Source organism: Streptomyces sp. NPDC046900 (assembly GCF_040644975.1).
In the GTDB taxonomy this organism is placed as follows: Bacteria; Actinomycetota; Actinomycetes; order Streptomycetales; family Streptomycetaceae; genus Streptomyces.
In genome coordinates this window covers 143509-158535 of sequence record NZ_JBEYXD010000007.1, presented here as the reverse complement: position 1 = coordinate 158535, position 15027 = coordinate 143509, and the positions used below count along the sequence as shown (strand labels likewise).

General features: G+C 68.5%; 19 protein-coding genes and 3 pseudogenes. 12 read left to right on the top strand and 10 right to left on the bottom strand.

Features of this window, described 5'->3' with window-relative positions:
* Positions 1-31 precede the first annotated feature (31 nt).
* From ABZ904_RS10320 to ABZ904_RS10310, 3 genes and pseudogenes are all read left to right on the top strand, one after another.
* Entirely contained in the window at positions 32-382 is a 351-nt protein-coding gene (locus ABZ904_RS10320) for a hypothetical protein (protein WP_359400163.1), read from the top strand.
* Positions 383-615: 233 nt separating this feature from the next.
* Positions 616-761 (top strand): annotated as a pseudogene (locus tag ABZ904_RS10315) (DUF1707 domain-containing protein); the annotation flags it as partial.
* A 54-nt stretch (positions 762-815) separates the two neighbouring features.
* Positions 816-1199: a hypothetical protein gene (locus tag ABZ904_RS10310; protein WP_360992591.1), complete on the top strand. Its 384-nt coding sequence runs from the start codon at positions 816-818 to the stop codon at positions 1197-1199.
* Between the two features lie 14 nt (positions 1200-1213).
* Here ABZ904_RS10310 and ABZ904_RS10305 read toward each other — a convergent pair.
* Positions 1214-1402 (bottom strand): annotated as a pseudogene (locus ABZ904_RS10305) (alpha/beta hydrolase); the annotation flags it as partial.
* Between the two features lie 332 nt (positions 1403-1734).
* Here ABZ904_RS10305 and ABZ904_RS10300 point away from each other — a divergent pair.
* A complete protein-coding gene (locus tag ABZ904_RS10300; RefSeq protein WP_360992284.1) occupies positions 1735-2958 on the top strand; it encodes an MFS transporter in 1224 nt (407 codons plus the stop codon).
* A 105-nt stretch (positions 2959-3063) separates the two neighbouring features.
* On the opposite strand, the gene ABZ904_RS10295 is transcribed toward ABZ904_RS10300, so the two are convergent.
* The 3 genes from ABZ904_RS10295 to ABZ904_RS10285 form a co-directional block, all read right to left on the bottom strand.
* Complete coding sequence (locus ABZ904_RS10295) at positions 3064-3468, bottom strand: fibronectin type III domain-containing protein (protein WP_360992287.1); 405 nt, start codon at positions 3466-3468, stop codon at positions 3064-3066.
* A gap of 356 nt (positions 3469-3824) precedes the next feature.
* Positions 3825-4373, bottom strand: a complete 549-nt coding sequence (locus tag ABZ904_RS10290) for a DUF1062 domain-containing protein (protein WP_360992290.1) — start codon at positions 4371-4373, stop codon at positions 3825-3827.
* Positions 4374-4649: 276 nt separating this feature from the next.
* Complete coding sequence (locus ABZ904_RS10285; RefSeq protein WP_359391769.1) at positions 4650-5048, bottom strand: OsmC family protein; 399 nt, start codon at positions 5046-5048, stop codon at positions 4650-4652.
* Positions 5049-5413: 365 nt separating this feature from the next.
* Here ABZ904_RS10285 and ABZ904_RS10280 point away from each other — a divergent pair, with 365 nt between their 5' ends.
* Both ABZ904_RS10280 and ABZ904_RS10275 read left to right on the top strand, forming a co-directional pair.
* On the top strand, positions 5414-6175 hold the full coding sequence (locus ABZ904_RS10280; RefSeq protein ID WP_359391770.1) for an alpha/beta hydrolase: 762 nt from the start codon (positions 5414-5416) through the stop codon (positions 6173-6175).
* A gap of 142 nt (positions 6176-6317) precedes the next feature.
* Complete coding sequence (locus ABZ904_RS10275) at positions 6318-6449, top strand: hypothetical protein (protein WP_359391771.1); 132 nt, start codon at positions 6318-6320, stop codon at positions 6447-6449.
* Between the two features lie 45 nt (positions 6450-6494).
* Here ABZ904_RS10275 and ABZ904_RS10270 read toward each other — a convergent pair whose 3' ends face one another.
* Together ABZ904_RS10270 and ABZ904_RS10265 are read right to left on the bottom strand one after the other, a co-directional pair.
* Positions 6495-6974, bottom strand: coding sequence for a DUF6210 family protein (locus ABZ904_RS10270; protein WP_360992295.1), 480 nt, complete (start codon positions 6972-6974; stop codon positions 6495-6497).
* 203 nt (positions 6975-7177) lie between these two features.
* Entirely contained in the window at positions 7178-7465 is a 288-nt protein-coding gene (locus ABZ904_RS10265) for a hypothetical protein (RefSeq protein ID WP_359391773.1), read from the bottom strand.
* A 54-nt stretch (positions 7466-7519) separates the two neighbouring features.
* Between ABZ904_RS10265 and ABZ904_RS10260 the strand changes: the two genes are divergently transcribed.
* The 6 genes and pseudogenes from ABZ904_RS10260 to ABZ904_RS10235 all read left to right on the top strand — a co-directional run bounded on the left by ABZ904_RS10260 (position 7520) and on the right by ABZ904_RS10235 (position 12693).
* Positions 7520-8251 carry a MerR family transcriptional regulator gene (locus tag ABZ904_RS10260; protein ID WP_360992298.1) on the top strand — a complete coding sequence of 244 codons (732 nt, stop codon included), beginning with the start codon at positions 7520-7522 and terminating at the stop codon, positions 8249-8251.
* A 476-nt stretch (positions 8252-8727) separates the two neighbouring features.
* Complete coding sequence (locus tag ABZ904_RS10255; protein ID WP_360992301.1) at positions 8728-9417, top strand: hemerythrin domain-containing protein; 690 nt, start codon at positions 8728-8730, stop codon at positions 9415-9417.
* Positions 9417-10049 carry a helix-turn-helix domain-containing protein gene (locus ABZ904_RS10250; RefSeq protein WP_360992304.1) on the top strand — a complete coding sequence of 211 codons (633 nt, stop codon included), beginning with the start codon at positions 9417-9419 and terminating at the stop codon, positions 10047-10049. Before ABZ904_RS10255 ends, ABZ904_RS10250 begins: the two co-directional genes overlap by 1 nt.
* A gap of 82 nt (positions 10050-10131) precedes the next feature.
* Positions 10132-10593 carry an SRPBCC family protein gene (locus ABZ904_RS10245; protein ID WP_360992307.1) on the top strand — a complete coding sequence of 154 codons (462 nt, stop codon included), beginning with the start codon at positions 10132-10134 and terminating at the stop codon, positions 10591-10593.
* 174 nt (positions 10594-10767) lie between these two features.
* Complete coding sequence (locus ABZ904_RS10240) at positions 10768-11286, top strand: GNAT family N-acetyltransferase (RefSeq protein WP_359391778.1); 519 nt, start codon at positions 10768-10770, stop codon at positions 11284-11286.
* Positions 11287-11635: 349 nt separating this feature from the next.
* Positions 11636-12693: pseudogene (locus ABZ904_RS10235) on the top strand (PP2C family protein-serine/threonine phosphatase).
* Between the two features lie 46 nt (positions 12694-12739).
* Here the strand turns inward: ABZ904_RS10235 and ABZ904_RS10230 are convergent.
* The 4 genes from ABZ904_RS10230 to ABZ904_RS10215 all read right to left on the bottom strand — a co-directional run bounded on the left by ABZ904_RS10230 (position 12740) and on the right by ABZ904_RS10215 (position 14988).
* Complete coding sequence (locus ABZ904_RS10230; RefSeq protein WP_361822390.1) at positions 12740-13417, bottom strand: hypothetical protein; 678 nt, start codon at positions 13415-13417, stop codon at positions 12740-12742.
* A 291-nt stretch (positions 13418-13708) separates the two neighbouring features.
* On the bottom strand, positions 13709-13831 hold the full coding sequence (locus ABZ904_RS10225; protein WP_359391781.1) for a hypothetical protein: 123 nt from the start codon (positions 13829-13831) through the stop codon (positions 13709-13711).
* Between the two features lie 95 nt (positions 13832-13926).
* Positions 13927-14097, bottom strand: coding sequence for a hypothetical protein (locus ABZ904_RS10220; protein WP_359391782.1), 171 nt, complete (start codon positions 14095-14097; stop codon positions 13927-13929).
* 111 nt (positions 14098-14208) lie between these two features.
* Entirely contained in the window at positions 14209-14988 is a 780-nt protein-coding gene (locus tag ABZ904_RS10215) for a class I SAM-dependent methyltransferase (protein WP_361822385.1), read from the bottom strand.
* Positions 14989-15027 lie beyond the last annotated feature (39 nt).

Below are 15027 nucleotides of genomic sequence, written 5' to 3'. Positions count from 1 at the left end.
ATCGGCCGCCGCTGCGGCGTACCGTGCCCGCATGGAGCAGCGAGAGATCATGCAGCGAGTGGTCGGCATCCTGACGGAAGCGTTGGAGATGCGGCGCCAAGCCCGCGAGAATCCCGACGGTGGGCTGATGCAGAGCGAGGCGGTCTCTTTGCTGCTCGAGGAGATGCTGCCGAGGATCGAGGTGCCTGCCGACGCGAGCGCCCAGGAGGTCGCAGGGGCCGTCAGCCGGGAACTCGGGCCTGCCATCGTGCAGATCGCCTCGGCATTCGCGCTCGCTTTCGTGCAGCTCGCCGAGCTTCACGATCAAGGGCGTACGGACGTGAGTTCGGCGGACGTCCTGCAGTCGATCTCTCTGCACTTCGAGACCGGGGCGGACACGTAAAGCCGTCTGGCGGTGGGTCAGATGAGCGCGTCACCGGCGCCCGCTTCCACAGATTCTCCGGGGCACGCGGTCACTGGATCGTCGGAAACGCCGTCAGCTGATGCACGCGGGCTGGCCCGATCGGCTGACATCATCGCCGTCGGCCAAGCTGAGCCGATCGCCGTACTCCGTGATCCCCGGCCCCGCAACTCCCATTAGGCGGCGACGGTGCCGGGGAAGTGTCCGTAGCTGACATGAGGGCTTCACACGCCGACCGCGACCAGGTCGTGGAGATCCTCCGCGAAGCCGCGGGTGACGGTCGGCTGAGTCGGAGGAGCTCGACGAGCGCGTAGAGGCGGCGCTGAGCGCGCGCACCATCGGCGAACTGGCCGGGCTGACCCGCGATCTGCCGATCTCTCCTTCTCCGGCCGACTCGAGCACACGGTCGACGGACGTGGTGGAGATCGACCAGCGTTTCGGCACCCTTCACCGGACCGGCTCCTGGGTGGTCCCGCGCCGGATGGACATCCGGATGGTCGGAGGTGACGTCAAACTCGACTTCACCGAGGCGGTGATCGGTCAGGACACCCTCGATATCGATGTCGACCTGAGTATCGGCGGAGATCTGGTGATTGTGACCAAGCCGGGCATCGTGGTGGCGACCGATGAACTGAACGTACGCGTGGGCGAGGTCAAGGTCCGCACGACCAGTGCCGGAGCGGATGTGCCCGTCGTGCTCCGGGTGAACGTGACCGGCCGGCTGCGCGGCGGTGACGTGGTGGTCAGGTACCCGAGGCGGACGCTCGCGCAGTGGATGCGCGGAGAAAGCCCGGTATAGACGCCGCACAGGTGCGGTTCACCACCGCTCTCACCCTGGTGGGAGGCGTCGAAGGCGAGCGCGACAAAGCCCTGATCGGCCATCCTGCTCGCGTACAGGCCCGCGGTCTGCTCCTTCACGCCACCGCCGGGGTGGACGGTGACGATCGCGGCGTAACTGCCCTCGGGGTCGAAGTCCGCCGGAAGGTAGAGGCTGCCCGCCATGGTGATCGGGCCGTTGAGGAAGGTGACGGCGTCCACTGGTCGTTCCCTGCTGTCGTTGCGGTGATGGGCCCGGCCGGTCGGGTCGAGCCCGTACGTCCAGGCTGCGCCGCTTTCGCCGGTGTGGGAGAGCCAGCTTGTCGGGGGTACCAGCAGTACCCCCTTCACTCGGCGGAACGAACGCCACCAGTACGGCGCCGCAGGGCCGCCGAGCCAGGAACTCGGCTCCCGTTCCTTCTGCCGGCTGTTACGAAGCTGCTGGCCTTGCCGGGCAACTGCTACAATTCCCTCGTTGGCCTTCGGCGCTTCAGCGGGTGCGTCCGGAGGCTTTTTTCATGCCTCCAGACACGTCCGCGCACATCGCGCCTCCCACCACCGGCTACCGTGCCCTGCTCCAGAACCGTGAGTTCGCCGGCTTGTACGCCGGCTTCACACTGACGGTCGCCGCAAGCACGTTGTCGGGCTTCGCGCTCGGCACGCTGGTCGACCACCAGACGAAATCCCCGTTCCTGACGGCCATAAGCATGTACGGCGCCACGTTCGCGACGGTGCTCGGTGCCCTGACGCTGATGTCGGCCGCGGACGCGAGCCGTCCTCGCCGGACCCTGGTCGCACTCCAGTGGGTGTCGCTGGTGGGTATCGCTGCCCAGGCGACGCCGGGCCTGCCGCTGTCGGTCCGGTTCGGTCTGCTCCTGGTGCTGGGCCTGTTCCAGTCCCTGGCGACCGGAGCGCGGATGGGGCTGCTCGCCGAAGTCGTGCCGGTCTCGGCGTATGTGCCGGCCCGTTCGCTCATGAACGTCACCTCGGGCGGCATGTCCGTGCTTGGCTTCGCCATCGGGGCCGTACTCCTGCGGTATCTGAGCCCGCAAGGGGTCTTCGTCGTCGCAGCAGCCTTGACCGGCGTCGGGTTGGTCGTCGTCGCCACGGCAACCCGCGAACACTCGATCCGTACGACCCCTCGCCCCGGACTCCGTCAGACCTGGACAACGAACGTCGCGCTCTTCTCCCACCCCGGGCGGCGGGCGCTGCTGCTGAACCTGTGGGTCCCCAACGGCCTGATCGTAGGCTGCGAGGCGCTGTTCATCTCCTACGCCCCGGACCACGCCGGCGCCCTCCTGGCGGCCGGATCGGCAGGGATGCTTCTCGGGGACCTGAGTGTCGGACGGCTGCTCACCGCCGACCAGCGACGACGCTGCGCGTTCGCCCTGCGGCTGCTGCTCGCCGCGCCCTACCTGCTGTTCACCCTCCACCCGCCCCTGCTGGTGGTGACGGCCGCGGTGTTCATCGCCAGTGCGGGGTTCGCAGCCACCTTGCCGCTCCAGGAACGGCTTCTCGCGCTGACCCCCGAGGCGGTGCGCGGACAGGTCCAGGGCGTCGAGTCCGCAGGCCGCATGACTTGGCAGGGAATTGGCGCAGCAATCGCCGGCGGCATCGCACTACACCACTCCCCAGCGACGGCCATCGTCGTTCTGGCCGCGATCTCCGTCGCCATCACCGTCTTCTCCCGGCCGTTCGTGGTTCGCGCCCATGTGGTCCGGGTCGAGAAGGTCAGTGCGTGAACACCACGGTTGGCAGTGGTCTGCCCCGGCGTCCAGCGCCCTGAGGCGCGGGGGCGGTGGCCCAGGACACCTGCGGTGCCGCCTGGTCGCCGAAGCTGGTGAAGGTCAGGGGCGCCCGGCCGCGGGGGGGGTCCGGAAGCTGCCGCTGTCCGGCGTGGCGCCCTCGTGCGCGGCGAGGTAGATGTAGTCGGTGCCGGGCTTCAGCCGTGACAGCGACGCGTGATGAACGTACACGGTGCGCCCGGACTTGCCGTCGACGTACGTGCGGGTCTGTGCCTCGGCGCTGTTGCCCAGCCCGTGCTCCAGCTCCCGTACATGACGCGCGGGCGCTGCACCGGACCGTCGGTGATCCAGGAGACCACGATCTGAGTGGAGGAGTCCGCACCGAAGGTGAGGTGCAGGCTCTGTACGGGGGTGCCCCGGCTCTACCGGGGTTGATGTGAACCGCGGGTGCCGACAGCGGCGTTGCCGCGGCAGCCGGGCTCGCGCCCAGGAGTAGCCTTGTCTCACGAGTCAGCCCGCAGCTTGCGGAGTTCACCACGAGGACGCACCTCATCGACGACCGGCCGGCGCGGAGCGTGGACGCTGCGGGCGGCTATCTGCCCTCGGCCGACGACCTCGTGACCGAGTTCGAGGCGTGGATCCGGGCCAACCTGGAGCGGGACATCGGCGTGGCGGACGCGGCAGCCGCGCTGGGCACCACGCGGCGCACGCTGGAGCGCCGTGTCCGGGACCGGTTGGGCCTTTCCCCGTATGCCTTGGTCCGGCGGCCACCCACCGATCAGCCGCGTCAACAACGCCTCAGGTCAATACAGCTGGGGCCTGTCCGGCGGATCTGCCGGACAGGCCCCAGTCCTGAGGAGGGCTCAGCGTTTGAGCGTGAAGGTGAAGTCGCCGGAGAGCTTGCCGCTCAGCCGGACTGCCGAAACGAGTTTCCCCTCCGTGATCAGTCTCTCGACCTCGGCCCGTGAAAGACCGCAACCTTCCGCGATCAGTCGGACCGGCCGGACAGGAATCCGCGCCGCGAAGCGGACCGAGACGTCGATCACCTCGCGGTCCAGGTGATCCGATCCGCCGGTGTCGAGGCGCCAGGCGTTGTCCCAGTCGAGAGCGATGTGATTACGGCGCCGCACGACCGGATCCTGGAGCAGCTCAGCTGTCAGGCCAAGGTCGTTGTCATGCAGCCGGTCCAGCAGCTCGGGTCGTACCGAGCGCACATTCATTCGTTCCAGGACCGTGAGCTTCGCAGTTTCCCCGCAAGAGGTACAGAGCGCGAGGAGCCAGGCGTCGATGAGCTTGTGGTTTGCGTTGACGCGAAATTTATCGCTTGCCCGGAAGCGCTCGGACGCGCACGCGTGGCAACGGCGGAGAACGAGCGGCAGGCAGGTGGGCATGACCACCCAGTCTTCGAGCACAGAAGTACACCGATTTCAGTGAGAAGTCCGCAGCAAAAAGCAGCGCGGCGCACATGTGCGACGCGCGACAAATCAGCGCTTGGGAGGTCTCACAGGGTGTACAACGGCACGTCCTTGACCAGACGACTTGGTCCGGCAGCACGGTAACGGCGCACAGCGGCGCTGCTCCACTGGTTTTCGAGCGCCCCACCGTCAGTTTGACGACGGTGAACCGCGATCAACCTGACGCGGAGTCGGACGGGCCTCCGCGCTGTCGCGTGGAGCTCGCCTTGCGCCTCAGCCCGCCGAGCGGGTGACCACGGCACCCTGGCGCAGGGCGCGGGGGATCTCGGCGACCTCGTCGACGGTTGCGATCAGTGCCGCGATGGCCGCCTGTGGCGCGTCGCTGTCGACCTCGACGGCGTAGGAGATGCCGGTCGACTCCCATCTGGAGGTGTCAAAGCCGCCCTCCGCCCGCACCCGGACACCCCGCAGTTCCACCCCGCCGGTCGCGGCCTCGCGGTAGAGGTCGTTGAGCACGCACGCCGCCACCGCCAGGTTCAGCACGTGGCCACCGGTGAACGCCGACCGTACCCCGACGCCGCCGGGCGTCCATCGGTGCGGGAGCCGGACGTCGTCGCCGTCCTCCTTCAGAAATGACCCCGCACTTGCCACCACCGCGAATTGCTCATTCATGAACTGCCTCCCGTGGCCGCTTGCGTAGCTGCATCCCAACCCGGATCCGTCCACGCATCATGGCGCAACCCGGGGCGACAGGTGGGGACTTCGGATGCCCGGCGTCTACCCCGGCACGATGCTCCTTGAGCTCGCACCGCCGACCATCACCCTGCCGGGAGTTGCGATCACACGACCGGGGAAAAGGGTTGGACGGGCTGATGATCGGGCTTGTAGTGTCCGGGACACCGTGACAGAGGCGGGGAGGTGAGACCCATGAACGCTGTATCGATGTGGGTGCTCCCCCTTCCCATCACGGCCGGGCGATTGACGTAGGTGTCGCCGGGAGCGCCTCGACAACAGGGCACTCCCGAAGGGCAACACCTATGTACTCTCTGCAGTTCACCGCGGAATCATCGGCAAACGGCATGGTCGAACGTGACTTCACCGTGGGCGAGATCCCCGGCGTCCTCTGGTCGCCGGCCGGCGCCGGTCGCGCACCCCTGGTGCTGATGGGGCACGGCGGCGGTACGCACAAGAAGGCCCCGGCCATGGCGGGCCGGGCCCACCTCCTCGTGACCGGCTGCGGCTTCCACGTCGCCGTCATCGATGCACCCGGTCACGGCGACCGGTCGCGCACGGCGCACGACGAGCAGGAGACCGCCGCGCTGTTCCGGGCGAGGGCGGCGGGCGAGCCGGAAGGCCCGATCGTCGTCCGTTACAACGCGCACCTGGCGGAACTCGCCGTGCCGGAGTGGCGGGCGACCCTGGACGCCCTCCAGGAACTTCCAGAGATCGGCACCGATGGGCCGGTCGGCTACTTCGGCATCAACATGGGCACCGCGATCGGGGTGCCGTTTGTGGCAGGCGAACCCAGGATCACGGCCGCCGTCTTCGGTCAGCACTGGCCCGATGTCCTGGCCGAGAAGGCGAAGCAGATCACCATCCCGATCGAGTTCGACATGCAGTGGGATGACGAGCACATCCCGCGGGAGGCCGGTCTCGCACTGTTCGACGCCTTCGCCTCGAAGGAGAAGACGTTGCACGCCAACGCAGGCAGGCACAAGGAGTTGCCCAGGTTCGAGGCCGACAGCGCGGTCCGGTTCTTCGCCCGGCACTTCGGCCGAGCGGTCACGTCGCCGGCCTGACGTGTGCGGTTGCGGCGCCTGGCCAGCCGGCCGGGCGCCGCGACCGCGGCACCGGGTTGAGACTGCGATGCCAACCGTGGCGTGATGCACGCCGTCGACTTATGAGCGGCAGTCGCGAAGGATCTATGTCTGGTGCGAGTCCATGGACGCGGCCAGGGCCTTCCTTCGTCATGTTCTCGGTGGCTTCGACGGCCTCATCGACACCAGCCACTTCGAGATCCTGCCGGCGAATAAGTTCCTCGCACTGGTGGACCGGCACCCGGGATGGGATTGACGTCGCCGACCAAGCACAGACCTTCGGTAGAGCGTCTCAGGAAAACTAATCGGAGTTCTCCCAGACGAGAACTCCGGGACCATCCGGTGTCACCACTGGAACCCACGCCTCGTCGACCTCAGCGAGGCGGGACTCGTCGAGCTCCAGCGCGGTGGGGAACAGGTCTTCGCGGTTCGCCGAGCCGTAGACATGGAACGCCACTGCAGCCCTGAGCCGATCCAGCAGGTCGGTCGGCCAGTCCAGCCGGCGTGCTCCCCACCCTTTGAACTCTTCGACGAAGATCGCCTTGAGCTCCTCGTCCAGCGCCCGCCCGAGTACCGGGAGCAGGTAACCCTCCTGTGCGTACGGAATGCAGCGAAGGCCACCGCCTTGAACCTCGTAGACCACTCCCGTCGGCGCCGCCACGATGACGAACACCCACCCCTGACCGGAGCCCGTCCCGTCAGGATCGAGAGAGATGTACCGCTTGCCGTCGACTCCGCCAGCCACGACCGGCAGCGTCGCACAGAACCAGACCCGGCGCACACCAGTGCCGTGTCAGGCAACGTTCGGCCTTGTCGACCCGGTGCCCCTACGGATGATCCGCAGCAGGCGCTGCCCCCTCGTCGTCATCGATCTCATGGATGCACACCGGTTCGGCCATGGCGTAACTCTCCGGCCCGAGCACGCCGGCAACGGGCCGTACCCGATGGGCCGCGGCCCCGAAGGCAGTTGCGACCGGGGCGGGCTCAGTCCCGCTGTTCGTCGGCCGGTTCCTTCAGCAGTCGGTTCAGTTCGTTCCCGGCGTCGTCGTACCCGGCGTCGCAGATCCGCTGAAGCTCGCGCAGGTCGCCGGTCGCGGCCGCGCGTCGAGTGAGGAGGAACCCAGCTCGCATGGACCCCTCGTCCAGCAGTTCGCTCAGTTCCTCAAGGTCGCCGGCTGCGTCGGCGAGGTCGGCCAGCCGGTCCAGAGCGGATTCGTTGCCCTCGTCGGCCAGCTCGCGCAGGATCTCCCGATCGATGTTCATGCTCACCATGACGTCATCGTGCAACCCTGCCCTTAGGGAAAGGTCAAGTGAGACGATGTCCAGGTGATCACCATCGGGCAGCTGGCCAGGTATGTCGGGGTGTCGACCAAGACCGTTCGCGTCTACCACGACAGGGGGCTCCTTCCCGAGCCCGACCGCGATGCGTCCGGCTACAGGCGGTACAACGCGAACGACGTCGTCGACCTGATCAAGATCCGCACCCTCGCTGAGGCCGGCGTTCCCCTGGCCCGGATCAGGGACCTGAGGTCAGCGACCGACGCAGAGTTCCAGCAGGCGCTACGGGAGATCGACGACGAGCTCACCGCCCGCATCCATGGCCTGCGGGTGACGCAAGGGCGTCTGCGTCAGCTCGCCGCCGGGAACCTCGCACCTCTGCCCGCCGCGGTCGGCACGTATCTGGAGCGCCTGGTCCACTGGGGATTCACCCCTCGGTGGGTAGATCTGCAACGCGACCTGTGGATTCTCGTGTTCGCCACCCACCCAGACCAAGCGATCACGCTGTTTCAGGAGCAAGCGGAGATGGTGGCCGAACCCGCGCTGCGGCAGTTCTTCCTTGACTACGACCGCGCTTACGACCTCGACGCCGACGATCCCCGCATCGACGACCTCGCCCGCCGGATCGCCGATGCGACCCGAGAACGCTACGGCGCCAACTATCGACCCGAGCTGGACGCAGCATCCGAGATCCCTGCCCTGATTCAGGGCACGGTCAATGCCGCGTCCCCGGCATGGCGGCGGATCGACCTGCTCGTCCGCGCACAACTGGACGCGTGACTCTACGTCACGGGCACATGGTTCCGGCCGTGCGCGGAGAACAGCCAGCGCGCAGCGACCTGCAGGGCGAACGGTGCCTGATGCGGCACTGGATCCATAAGAGGAGCTCCAGGGGCCGTTCAGTCGTGTGTGCCGGAAGCATGCGCTCCGCCGGGCTTCACGATGGTTCGTCCAGCGCCTTCTCCAGGCTCAGCATGGACTGACCGGGGACCCGACTGCCCGGCATCGATCGACCCGGCCCGAGCTGCGGTGGTGCCGATGTGACCACGGTGGCCGTTGCGGGTGTTCACCGGCCAAGTACGCGCGGCACAGGCCCCGTTGGGGAGTCGCCGTCGCTTCTCGACCACCAGGGTGAGCGCAACCGGCCGTGATGCACCGGGCCGCGGCGTGCACCGCTCGAGATTTGACTGGAACAGCCTTGTAGAGAAAACAACAGCGTTCTAGTCTCTTCTCAAGGCACCAAGGGGGAGGGCGAGATGGGAACGGGTTCGACCCAGGCCGACACGCGGATGATGGGGATCGTGCACGGCGCGCTGCGCCGCGATCTGGACCGCGTACGTGCGGTCCTGACATCCGAGCCGTATCCGGAGCACGAGCGGCGGCGCGCGCTCGGAGAACACGTCGTGTGGATGATGGAGTTCCTGCGCGCGCACCACACCGGCGAGGACGAGGGCCTGTGGCCGCTGGTACGCGAGCGCGACCCGGCTGCGGGGCCGCTCCTCGACTCGCTGGATGCGGACCACCGCCGGATCACCCCGGCGGCCGTGGCCCTGACAGCCGCCGGCCGGCGGTACGCGAGCACGGCAACCGACGAGGTACGCGTCGAACTCCTCGCGGCACTGGACACGTTGACGGGCGTGCTGGTGCCGCATCTGGAACGCGAGGTCGATGAGGCCATGCCGGTCGTGGCGGCGGCCCTCACGAATGTCGAATGGGACGCCTGGGGCCAGAAGTACAACGTGAAGCCCAAGTCTCTGAAGCAGCTCGGGATGGAGGGGCACTGGCTGCTCGACGGCATCGACCCCGAGGGCTACCAGATCGTGGTCCATCTGGTGCCCCCGGTGCCACGGTTCATCCTGCTGCGCGGTTTCGCCCGCGCCTACCGGCGTCGGACCGCGGCATGGTGGCAGCCGCAGACCCCCGCGCAGAGCGTGGTCCAGCACTGATGGCATCTGGAGAGGCGCCGCACACCCGACGTCAGTACCGGTCACCGCGACGCGAGCAGCAGGCCGGGGAGACGAGGGCCGCGGTGCTCGCCGCGGCCGTCCGGTTGTTCGGGGAGCGGGGCTGGGCCGCGACGGGGATGCGTGAGGTCGCCCGGGAGGCGGGCGTGTCGGTCGAGACGGTGTACGCGGGGTTCCGGTCGAAGAGCGATCTGCTGGCGGCGGCGCTCGACGTCGCCGTGGTCGGCGACGCGGAACCGCAAGCGCTCGCTGAACGACCGGAGTTCGTCCTGCTCGGATCCGGGACACGGCAGGAGCGGATCGCAGCCGCCGCCCGGCTGGTCACCGTCATCCACCAGCGCACCGCGGGTGTGCATCTCGCGCTCCGCGAGGCGGCGGCCTCGAACAGCGACTTGGCTGCGAAGTTGCGGGACGACCAGCACCGCCGGCGGACCAGCATCGAGCAAGGCATCACCTATGTCACGGGTCGTGCCGTGACCCGCGAGGAACTCGACGGGCTGTGGGCCGTCCTCGCCGTCGAGGTCTACCAGTTGCTCACCGACATCTCCGGCTGGACACCGCAGCAGTACGAAGAGTGGGCGGCCGGTGTCATCGACCGGCTGCTCGACGCATGACACCCATGGATGCGATCTCGAGGGGGAGAGAGAATTGGTCAGCAAAGAGAGTCGGAGCGTCGCCCCGTCATGCCGTACCGAGGTGATTGTCGACGCGTCGGTCGAGGCCGTGTGGCGCGTCGTCGCAGACATCACTCGGACCAGTGAATGGAGCCATGAATGCCACCGGATCACGTGGCTCCGCGGCGCGACCACGGCGGCGCCCGGCGCGCGGTTCCGTGGGCACAACCGATCAGGCCGGCTGCGGTGGAGCCGGGACTGCGAGATCGTGGCCTTCGAGGCACCCCACCGGATCACCTGGCGCACCATCGCCACCACGGTGTTCCCCGACAGCACCGACTGGACCATCGAACTGGAGCCGGTCGGCAGCAGGACACGGGTGGTGCAGACCTACCAGATGAGGGACACGCCTCGCTGGTTCCGGTGGATCGCAGGGGTCATGGTGCCGATGCATCTCGACCGCGGCGACGCCCTCGCCGACGACCTGCGTCGGATCGGTATGATCGCGGCCCGCGACGCGGAGGGCGCCGCGACGCGACAATGACATTGAGCGTTGAGGGGCAGAGGTGACGACACCGCGGGCGAATGACAGGCGCGTCGACGAGCAGACCGGTGAGCGGTTGTGGGCCGTCGACGCACCCCGCCCCGTCGCCGTTCTTCACGCCGGAGCCCGCTCCGCATGCGGCCATCGCTTCGAACGCCCTGAGGCGGTGGCCGCATGAGCGCTCTCGCCGCCCAGGCCATCAGCACCAGGCGGCTGGACCTGTTGCCGCTGGACGTCGAGCACGCCGAGGAAATGGCGGCGGTGCTGTCCGATCCGGCCCTGCACGCCTTCATCGGCGGCACTCCGCACACGCCGCAAGCCCTGCGCAAGCGCTACCAGCGCCTGACGGCAGGCTCGCCCGATCCGGACGTCTCATGGCTGAACTGGGTGATCCGGCTCCGTGACGAGTCCTGCCTGACGGGCACGGTGCAGGCGACGGTCGACTCCTCCGGCGACGAGACCGTCGCCGAGATCGCCTGGGTGGTGGGGGTTCCGTGGCAAGGGCGGGGCATCGCCACCGAAGCAACCAGAGGACTCGTCGACTGGCTCAGCCGGCAGCCGGTGGAGACCGTCATGGCCCACATCCACCCCGGCCACGGGGCATCGTCCGCCGTCGCCGCTGCCGCCGGACTCACGCCGACCGACGAATGGCACGACGGCGAGATCCGATGGCGCCTGAGTACCAGGCGATGACGATCCCCGGGTTTTCGCCGTCCTGCAGCTGAGCGGGCGGAACACCCACTCACGGTGCCGGCGGGCGGGATGGGGGCTCAGCGCCGCGGCGATGACCTGGTGCAGCCGCCTCACCAGGCCGTTCCCATTCTGCTCCGGCAACTGCGGCCGAGTGGAACGCACAGCCTGGGAGGGGCAGGCTGTACCCATGGGGTCGCTCTTCCGTTCATCTGGCCCCTCGGCGGCCGGCGGTCATAGCCGGACCCTCTTCAGGGTCGCGCAGGGTGTGCCGTTCATGGTCATACTGATCGCCGTGGGCATCGAGCTCTAGCCCGCACACGCGGTCTGTACCGGTCCTGTCCTCGCCGCAATGCCGGCCTTGGCCTCGCTGGTGATGGGTCCGAGAGGCACCATCCTGGCAGCGACGGGAGCTCTGGCCGTCACCGCGCTCACGGGCGCTCCGCACCACACCTGGGGTGGCCTCGTCTACAGCAATCTCCTGGCTGCCCTTCTGGTGTCGATCGCCAGTGTCACCATGAGCAGCCTCATGCGTACGCGGAGGCAGACCGAGTTCGACCAGGTCCGCCGGATCGCCGCCGCAACCCAACGGGTTCTCCTGCGACCGGTACCGGCCCGGGTGGGGCCGGTGCGGATGGCGTGCATGTACCTCGCGGCGGAGACGGGAGCGCAGATCGGCGGCGATCTCTACGAGGCTGTGCCGACCCGGTACGGCGTGCGGGTGATCATGGGGGATGTCCGTGGCAAGGGGCTGCCCGCAGTGCGCTCGGCCGCAGCGCTGCTGGGGGCGTTCCGGGAGGCCGCGCACTATGAGGGTGAGCTGGAAGAGGTGATGAACCACTGCGCGGCGGCGCTCAACCGGGAGTGTGCGATGCATTGTGTGTGCGATGAGAACGGTGACGAGGAGCGGCCCGGTGAGGGGAGGGAGGAGGACGAGGCGGAGGAGTTCGCCACCGCGCTCGTGGTCCAGGTCGGCGACGAATTCGTCGTCCAAGTGGTCAATCGCGGCCACCCGCCGCCGCTACTGCTGCGCGGGGGAAGATGCAGCACCTGACGCCCACCTCGCCCCTGCCGCCGTTGGGCATGGAAGACCTGATGACTGAACCTCCGGTCAAGGCCGAGAGCTGTTCCTTCCGACCCGGCGACCGTCTGCTGCTGCACACCGACGGCGTGATCGAAGCCCGCAACCCTGACAACGATTTCTTCCCTCTGCCCGAGGCTGTGGAGGCGGCGGCCGCCTGCACCCCGCCGGAATTCCTCCAGCACCTGCACCTGGGACTGCTCCGCCACACCGAGGGCTCTCTGGCGGACGATGTGGCGATGCTCGTCGTTGATCGGCTGGACGAAGAAGCAAGCGAACCGGTGGTCGGTCGAGCGGTCGGTGCCACTACCGGTCAAAGACGGCATTGAGCACCTTCCGTAACCCGGTCGCCCCTGGCTTCCGCGGGCGTCGACTTCAGCGCTCCGGCGGTGCCGTGGTCTCCGAACCGGCGGTCGGGGGTACGGGATCCTGTCCGGGCAGCGCCTCCCAGTGGACCTGGCGCACCCGCAGGTCGGCGCGGATACGCCGGGCGAGCCTTGTGGTGTCGTAGCGGTTCAGCGAGGCGCCGATGGCAGCGCCGACCATGAAGGGCGCCAGCGTGGGAATCCGGCGGACGGCGAGACGGACAAGTCGCCGGCGGAGCTCCCGTTTCACTCGAACGCTGAGCATGAGACTGACCGCGGAGGCAGCTTTCGTGACGTTCAGGCCGCGCCCCTCCGTCCACTCCGCGAGATACAGCGCGGCCCGCTGCCGTGACGTGCCAGGCGCAGGCAGGCCGTACACCTCGTGAAGTTCGGCGATGAGCTTGAACTCGACGGCTGTCGTCCCGAGGATGCCCGCGGCCAGCTCGGCGGGCATCGCCGGCGGAGTGGGCAGGGCCGCGGCCGATCCCACGCCGGCTCCCACGGCCTCGGAACTGTGCACCGCCCCGGTGACGAGGCGATCGGCGATCTCCTCCGGGCCCAGGCCGGGGAAGTGGCGACGCAATGTGTTCAGATCGCGGACCTGGACGTGCGAAGCCGCCTCGATCAGCTGCTCCGCTAGAGAGGGGGAGGCCAGCGACTCTTCATGGGTCCGCGTCTCGGGGGACATGGAGCACCCTCCAATTCCCGGCGGCACCGTTCCGCCGACCGAGCCCGTGACCGCCGATAGTCCAGTGGTTCGTGTTACGTGACAGACCAGGCCGAGCAATTGCCGTCCTTCGTAGCCGAGTGCCCTGTCCAGCGCCGATGGAGCAGGATCCGATGGATCGCTCCGAGCAGGCGGCTGCCTGCGACCCTTCGACCCGGGACACGTCGGCAGGGCCGGTCCTGGGAGAACCGGCCCCGCCGTCTGCAGGCGGTGATGCGCGCGGATGCGCCTGGACTGTCGTCGGCCGTCGTCTCAGTCGTTGTCGTTGTAGAGGGCGGAGGGCCGGGTGACGCAGCCGATCGGCAGGAAACCCCAGCCGAGGTCGGAGTCGGGGACTACCGCGGCCTGGCCGTCGCGGGTGGTGAAGCGGTACATGACCGTGCCGGACGGGGGGCCCGCGGGATCCGCCCAGTGTCCGCCGTTGGAGGTGGAGTCGGTGCCGCTTCGGCCGGTCGGTGCGCCCCGCGTCGTCAGCAGAACCAGCCGTCCTGAACCCAGCCATGGCGGTTGATGTCGCCGTAGGCGAAGCCGTATGCCCAGCCGCTCTGCTTGCTCTCCACGAGGAAGGTCTGGCCCTTGTGGAGGGTGCCCATCCAGGCGCCGCCCGGGTCGGTGCGGACGTACAGGTCGTTGGCGCACACGGTCTCTCGGACGCCGACAGTGCCGGGGGAGTAGGCGAGTGCCGGCCCGGCGCCGAGCAGGAGTACGGCGCTGACCGCGGCGGCGACGGCGGCCGCACGGCCGGAACGGAATTACGGACATCGGGATCTTTTCAGTGCTGTTGTGTGGGGGAAGCCGGCGGCCGGATCACCAGGAGTTGTAGCCGCCGATGCACTCGATGCGCACGTAACCCCAGTCGTCGGGGCCGTAGTCCGCCCTACCGAGTCGGTGACGACGACGCCGACACCGCTGAGGGCGTGTGGGCTGGGCCGCCTGGTCTCGGCGCAGGCCACCTGAGGCGGGGCGGGGGAGGGGTGCCGAAGAACGATGAGGGCAAGACCGTCCGCGTCGTATCGGTCCGCAACCGACCAGTCCGCACACAGCAGTTCGAGTTCGTCCTCGTCAAGAGCGATGTCTCGCTTGTCCTTCGGTACGGCGTCGGCGACGGGCGTGATGACGCAGAGAGCACCGCCGGGGCGCAGCCGCTCGCGCACGCGGTTCATGACACGGGTGCGGTCGCGGATGAAGGCCCAGCTGAGGCGGAAGGTGATCAAGTCGTAGGCCGCATGGGGCAGGCTGCCGAGACTGTCTCGTTCCGTGTCGAACAGCCGGTACGTCACCGCGGCGGAGGGGTCCTGTGCTTCTGCGAGGGTGAGTGAGGAGGGTGCGTAGTCGACGGCGTCGACCTGATAGCCGAGGTGGGCGAGGTGGCGGGCGAGTGCGCCCAGCCCGCAGCCGATGTCGAGGGCGAGGCCGTCCTGTGGGGGCGGGGTGTGCTCTGCGAGCAGGCGTCGCTCGGCGTCACCGAGGTCGCGGAAGGTGTTGCCGCCGGCGTAGTGAGCGTCCCACTCGCCGGGCGTTGTGTATCCCACCGGTAAGGCTCCTTGTCTGGCCCAGGGGTGATCAGGGGA

Coding starts and splice junctions, on each gene's coding strand:
- ABZ904_RS10320 (WP_359400163.1), top strand. CDS start 32: ATGGAGCAGCGAGAGATCATGCAGCGAGTGGTCGGCATCCTGACGGAA.
- ABZ904_RS10300 (WP_360992284.1), top strand. CDS start 1,735: ATGCCTCCAGACACGTCCGCGCACATCGCGCCTCCCACCACCGGCTAC.
- ABZ904_RS10285 (WP_359391769.1), bottom strand. CDS start 5,048: ATGAATGAGCAATTCGCGGTGGTGGCAAGTGCGGGGTCATTTCTGAAG.
- ABZ904_RS10280 (WP_359391770.1), top strand. CDS start 5,414: ATGTACTCTCTGCAGTTCACCGCGGAATCATCGGCAAACGGCATGGTC.
- ABZ904_RS10275 (WP_359391771.1), top strand. CDS start 6,318: ATGGACGCGGCCAGGGCCTTCCTTCGTCATGTTCTCGGTGGCTTCGAC.
- ABZ904_RS10265 (WP_359391773.1), bottom strand. CDS start 7,465: ATGGTGAGCATGAACATCGATCGGGAGATCCTGCGCGAGCTGGCCGAC.
- ABZ904_RS10255 (WP_360992301.1), top strand. CDS start 8,728: ATGGGAACGGGTTCGACCCAGGCCGACACGCGGATGATGGGGATCGTG.
- ABZ904_RS10250 (WP_360992304.1), top strand. CDS start 9,417: ATGGCATCTGGAGAGGCGCCGCACACCCGACGTCAGTACCGGTCACCG.
- ABZ904_RS10240 (WP_359391778.1), top strand. CDS start 10,768: ATGAGCGCTCTCGCCGCCCAGGCCATCAGCACCAGGCGGCTGGACCTG.
- ABZ904_RS10230 (WP_361822390.1), bottom strand. CDS start 13,417: ATGTCCCCCGAGACGCGGACCCATGAAGAGTCGCTGGCCTCCCCCTCT.
- ABZ904_RS10225 (WP_359391781.1), bottom strand. CDS start 13,831: ATGTACCGCTTCACCACCCGCGACGGCCAGGCCGCGGTAGTCCCCGAC.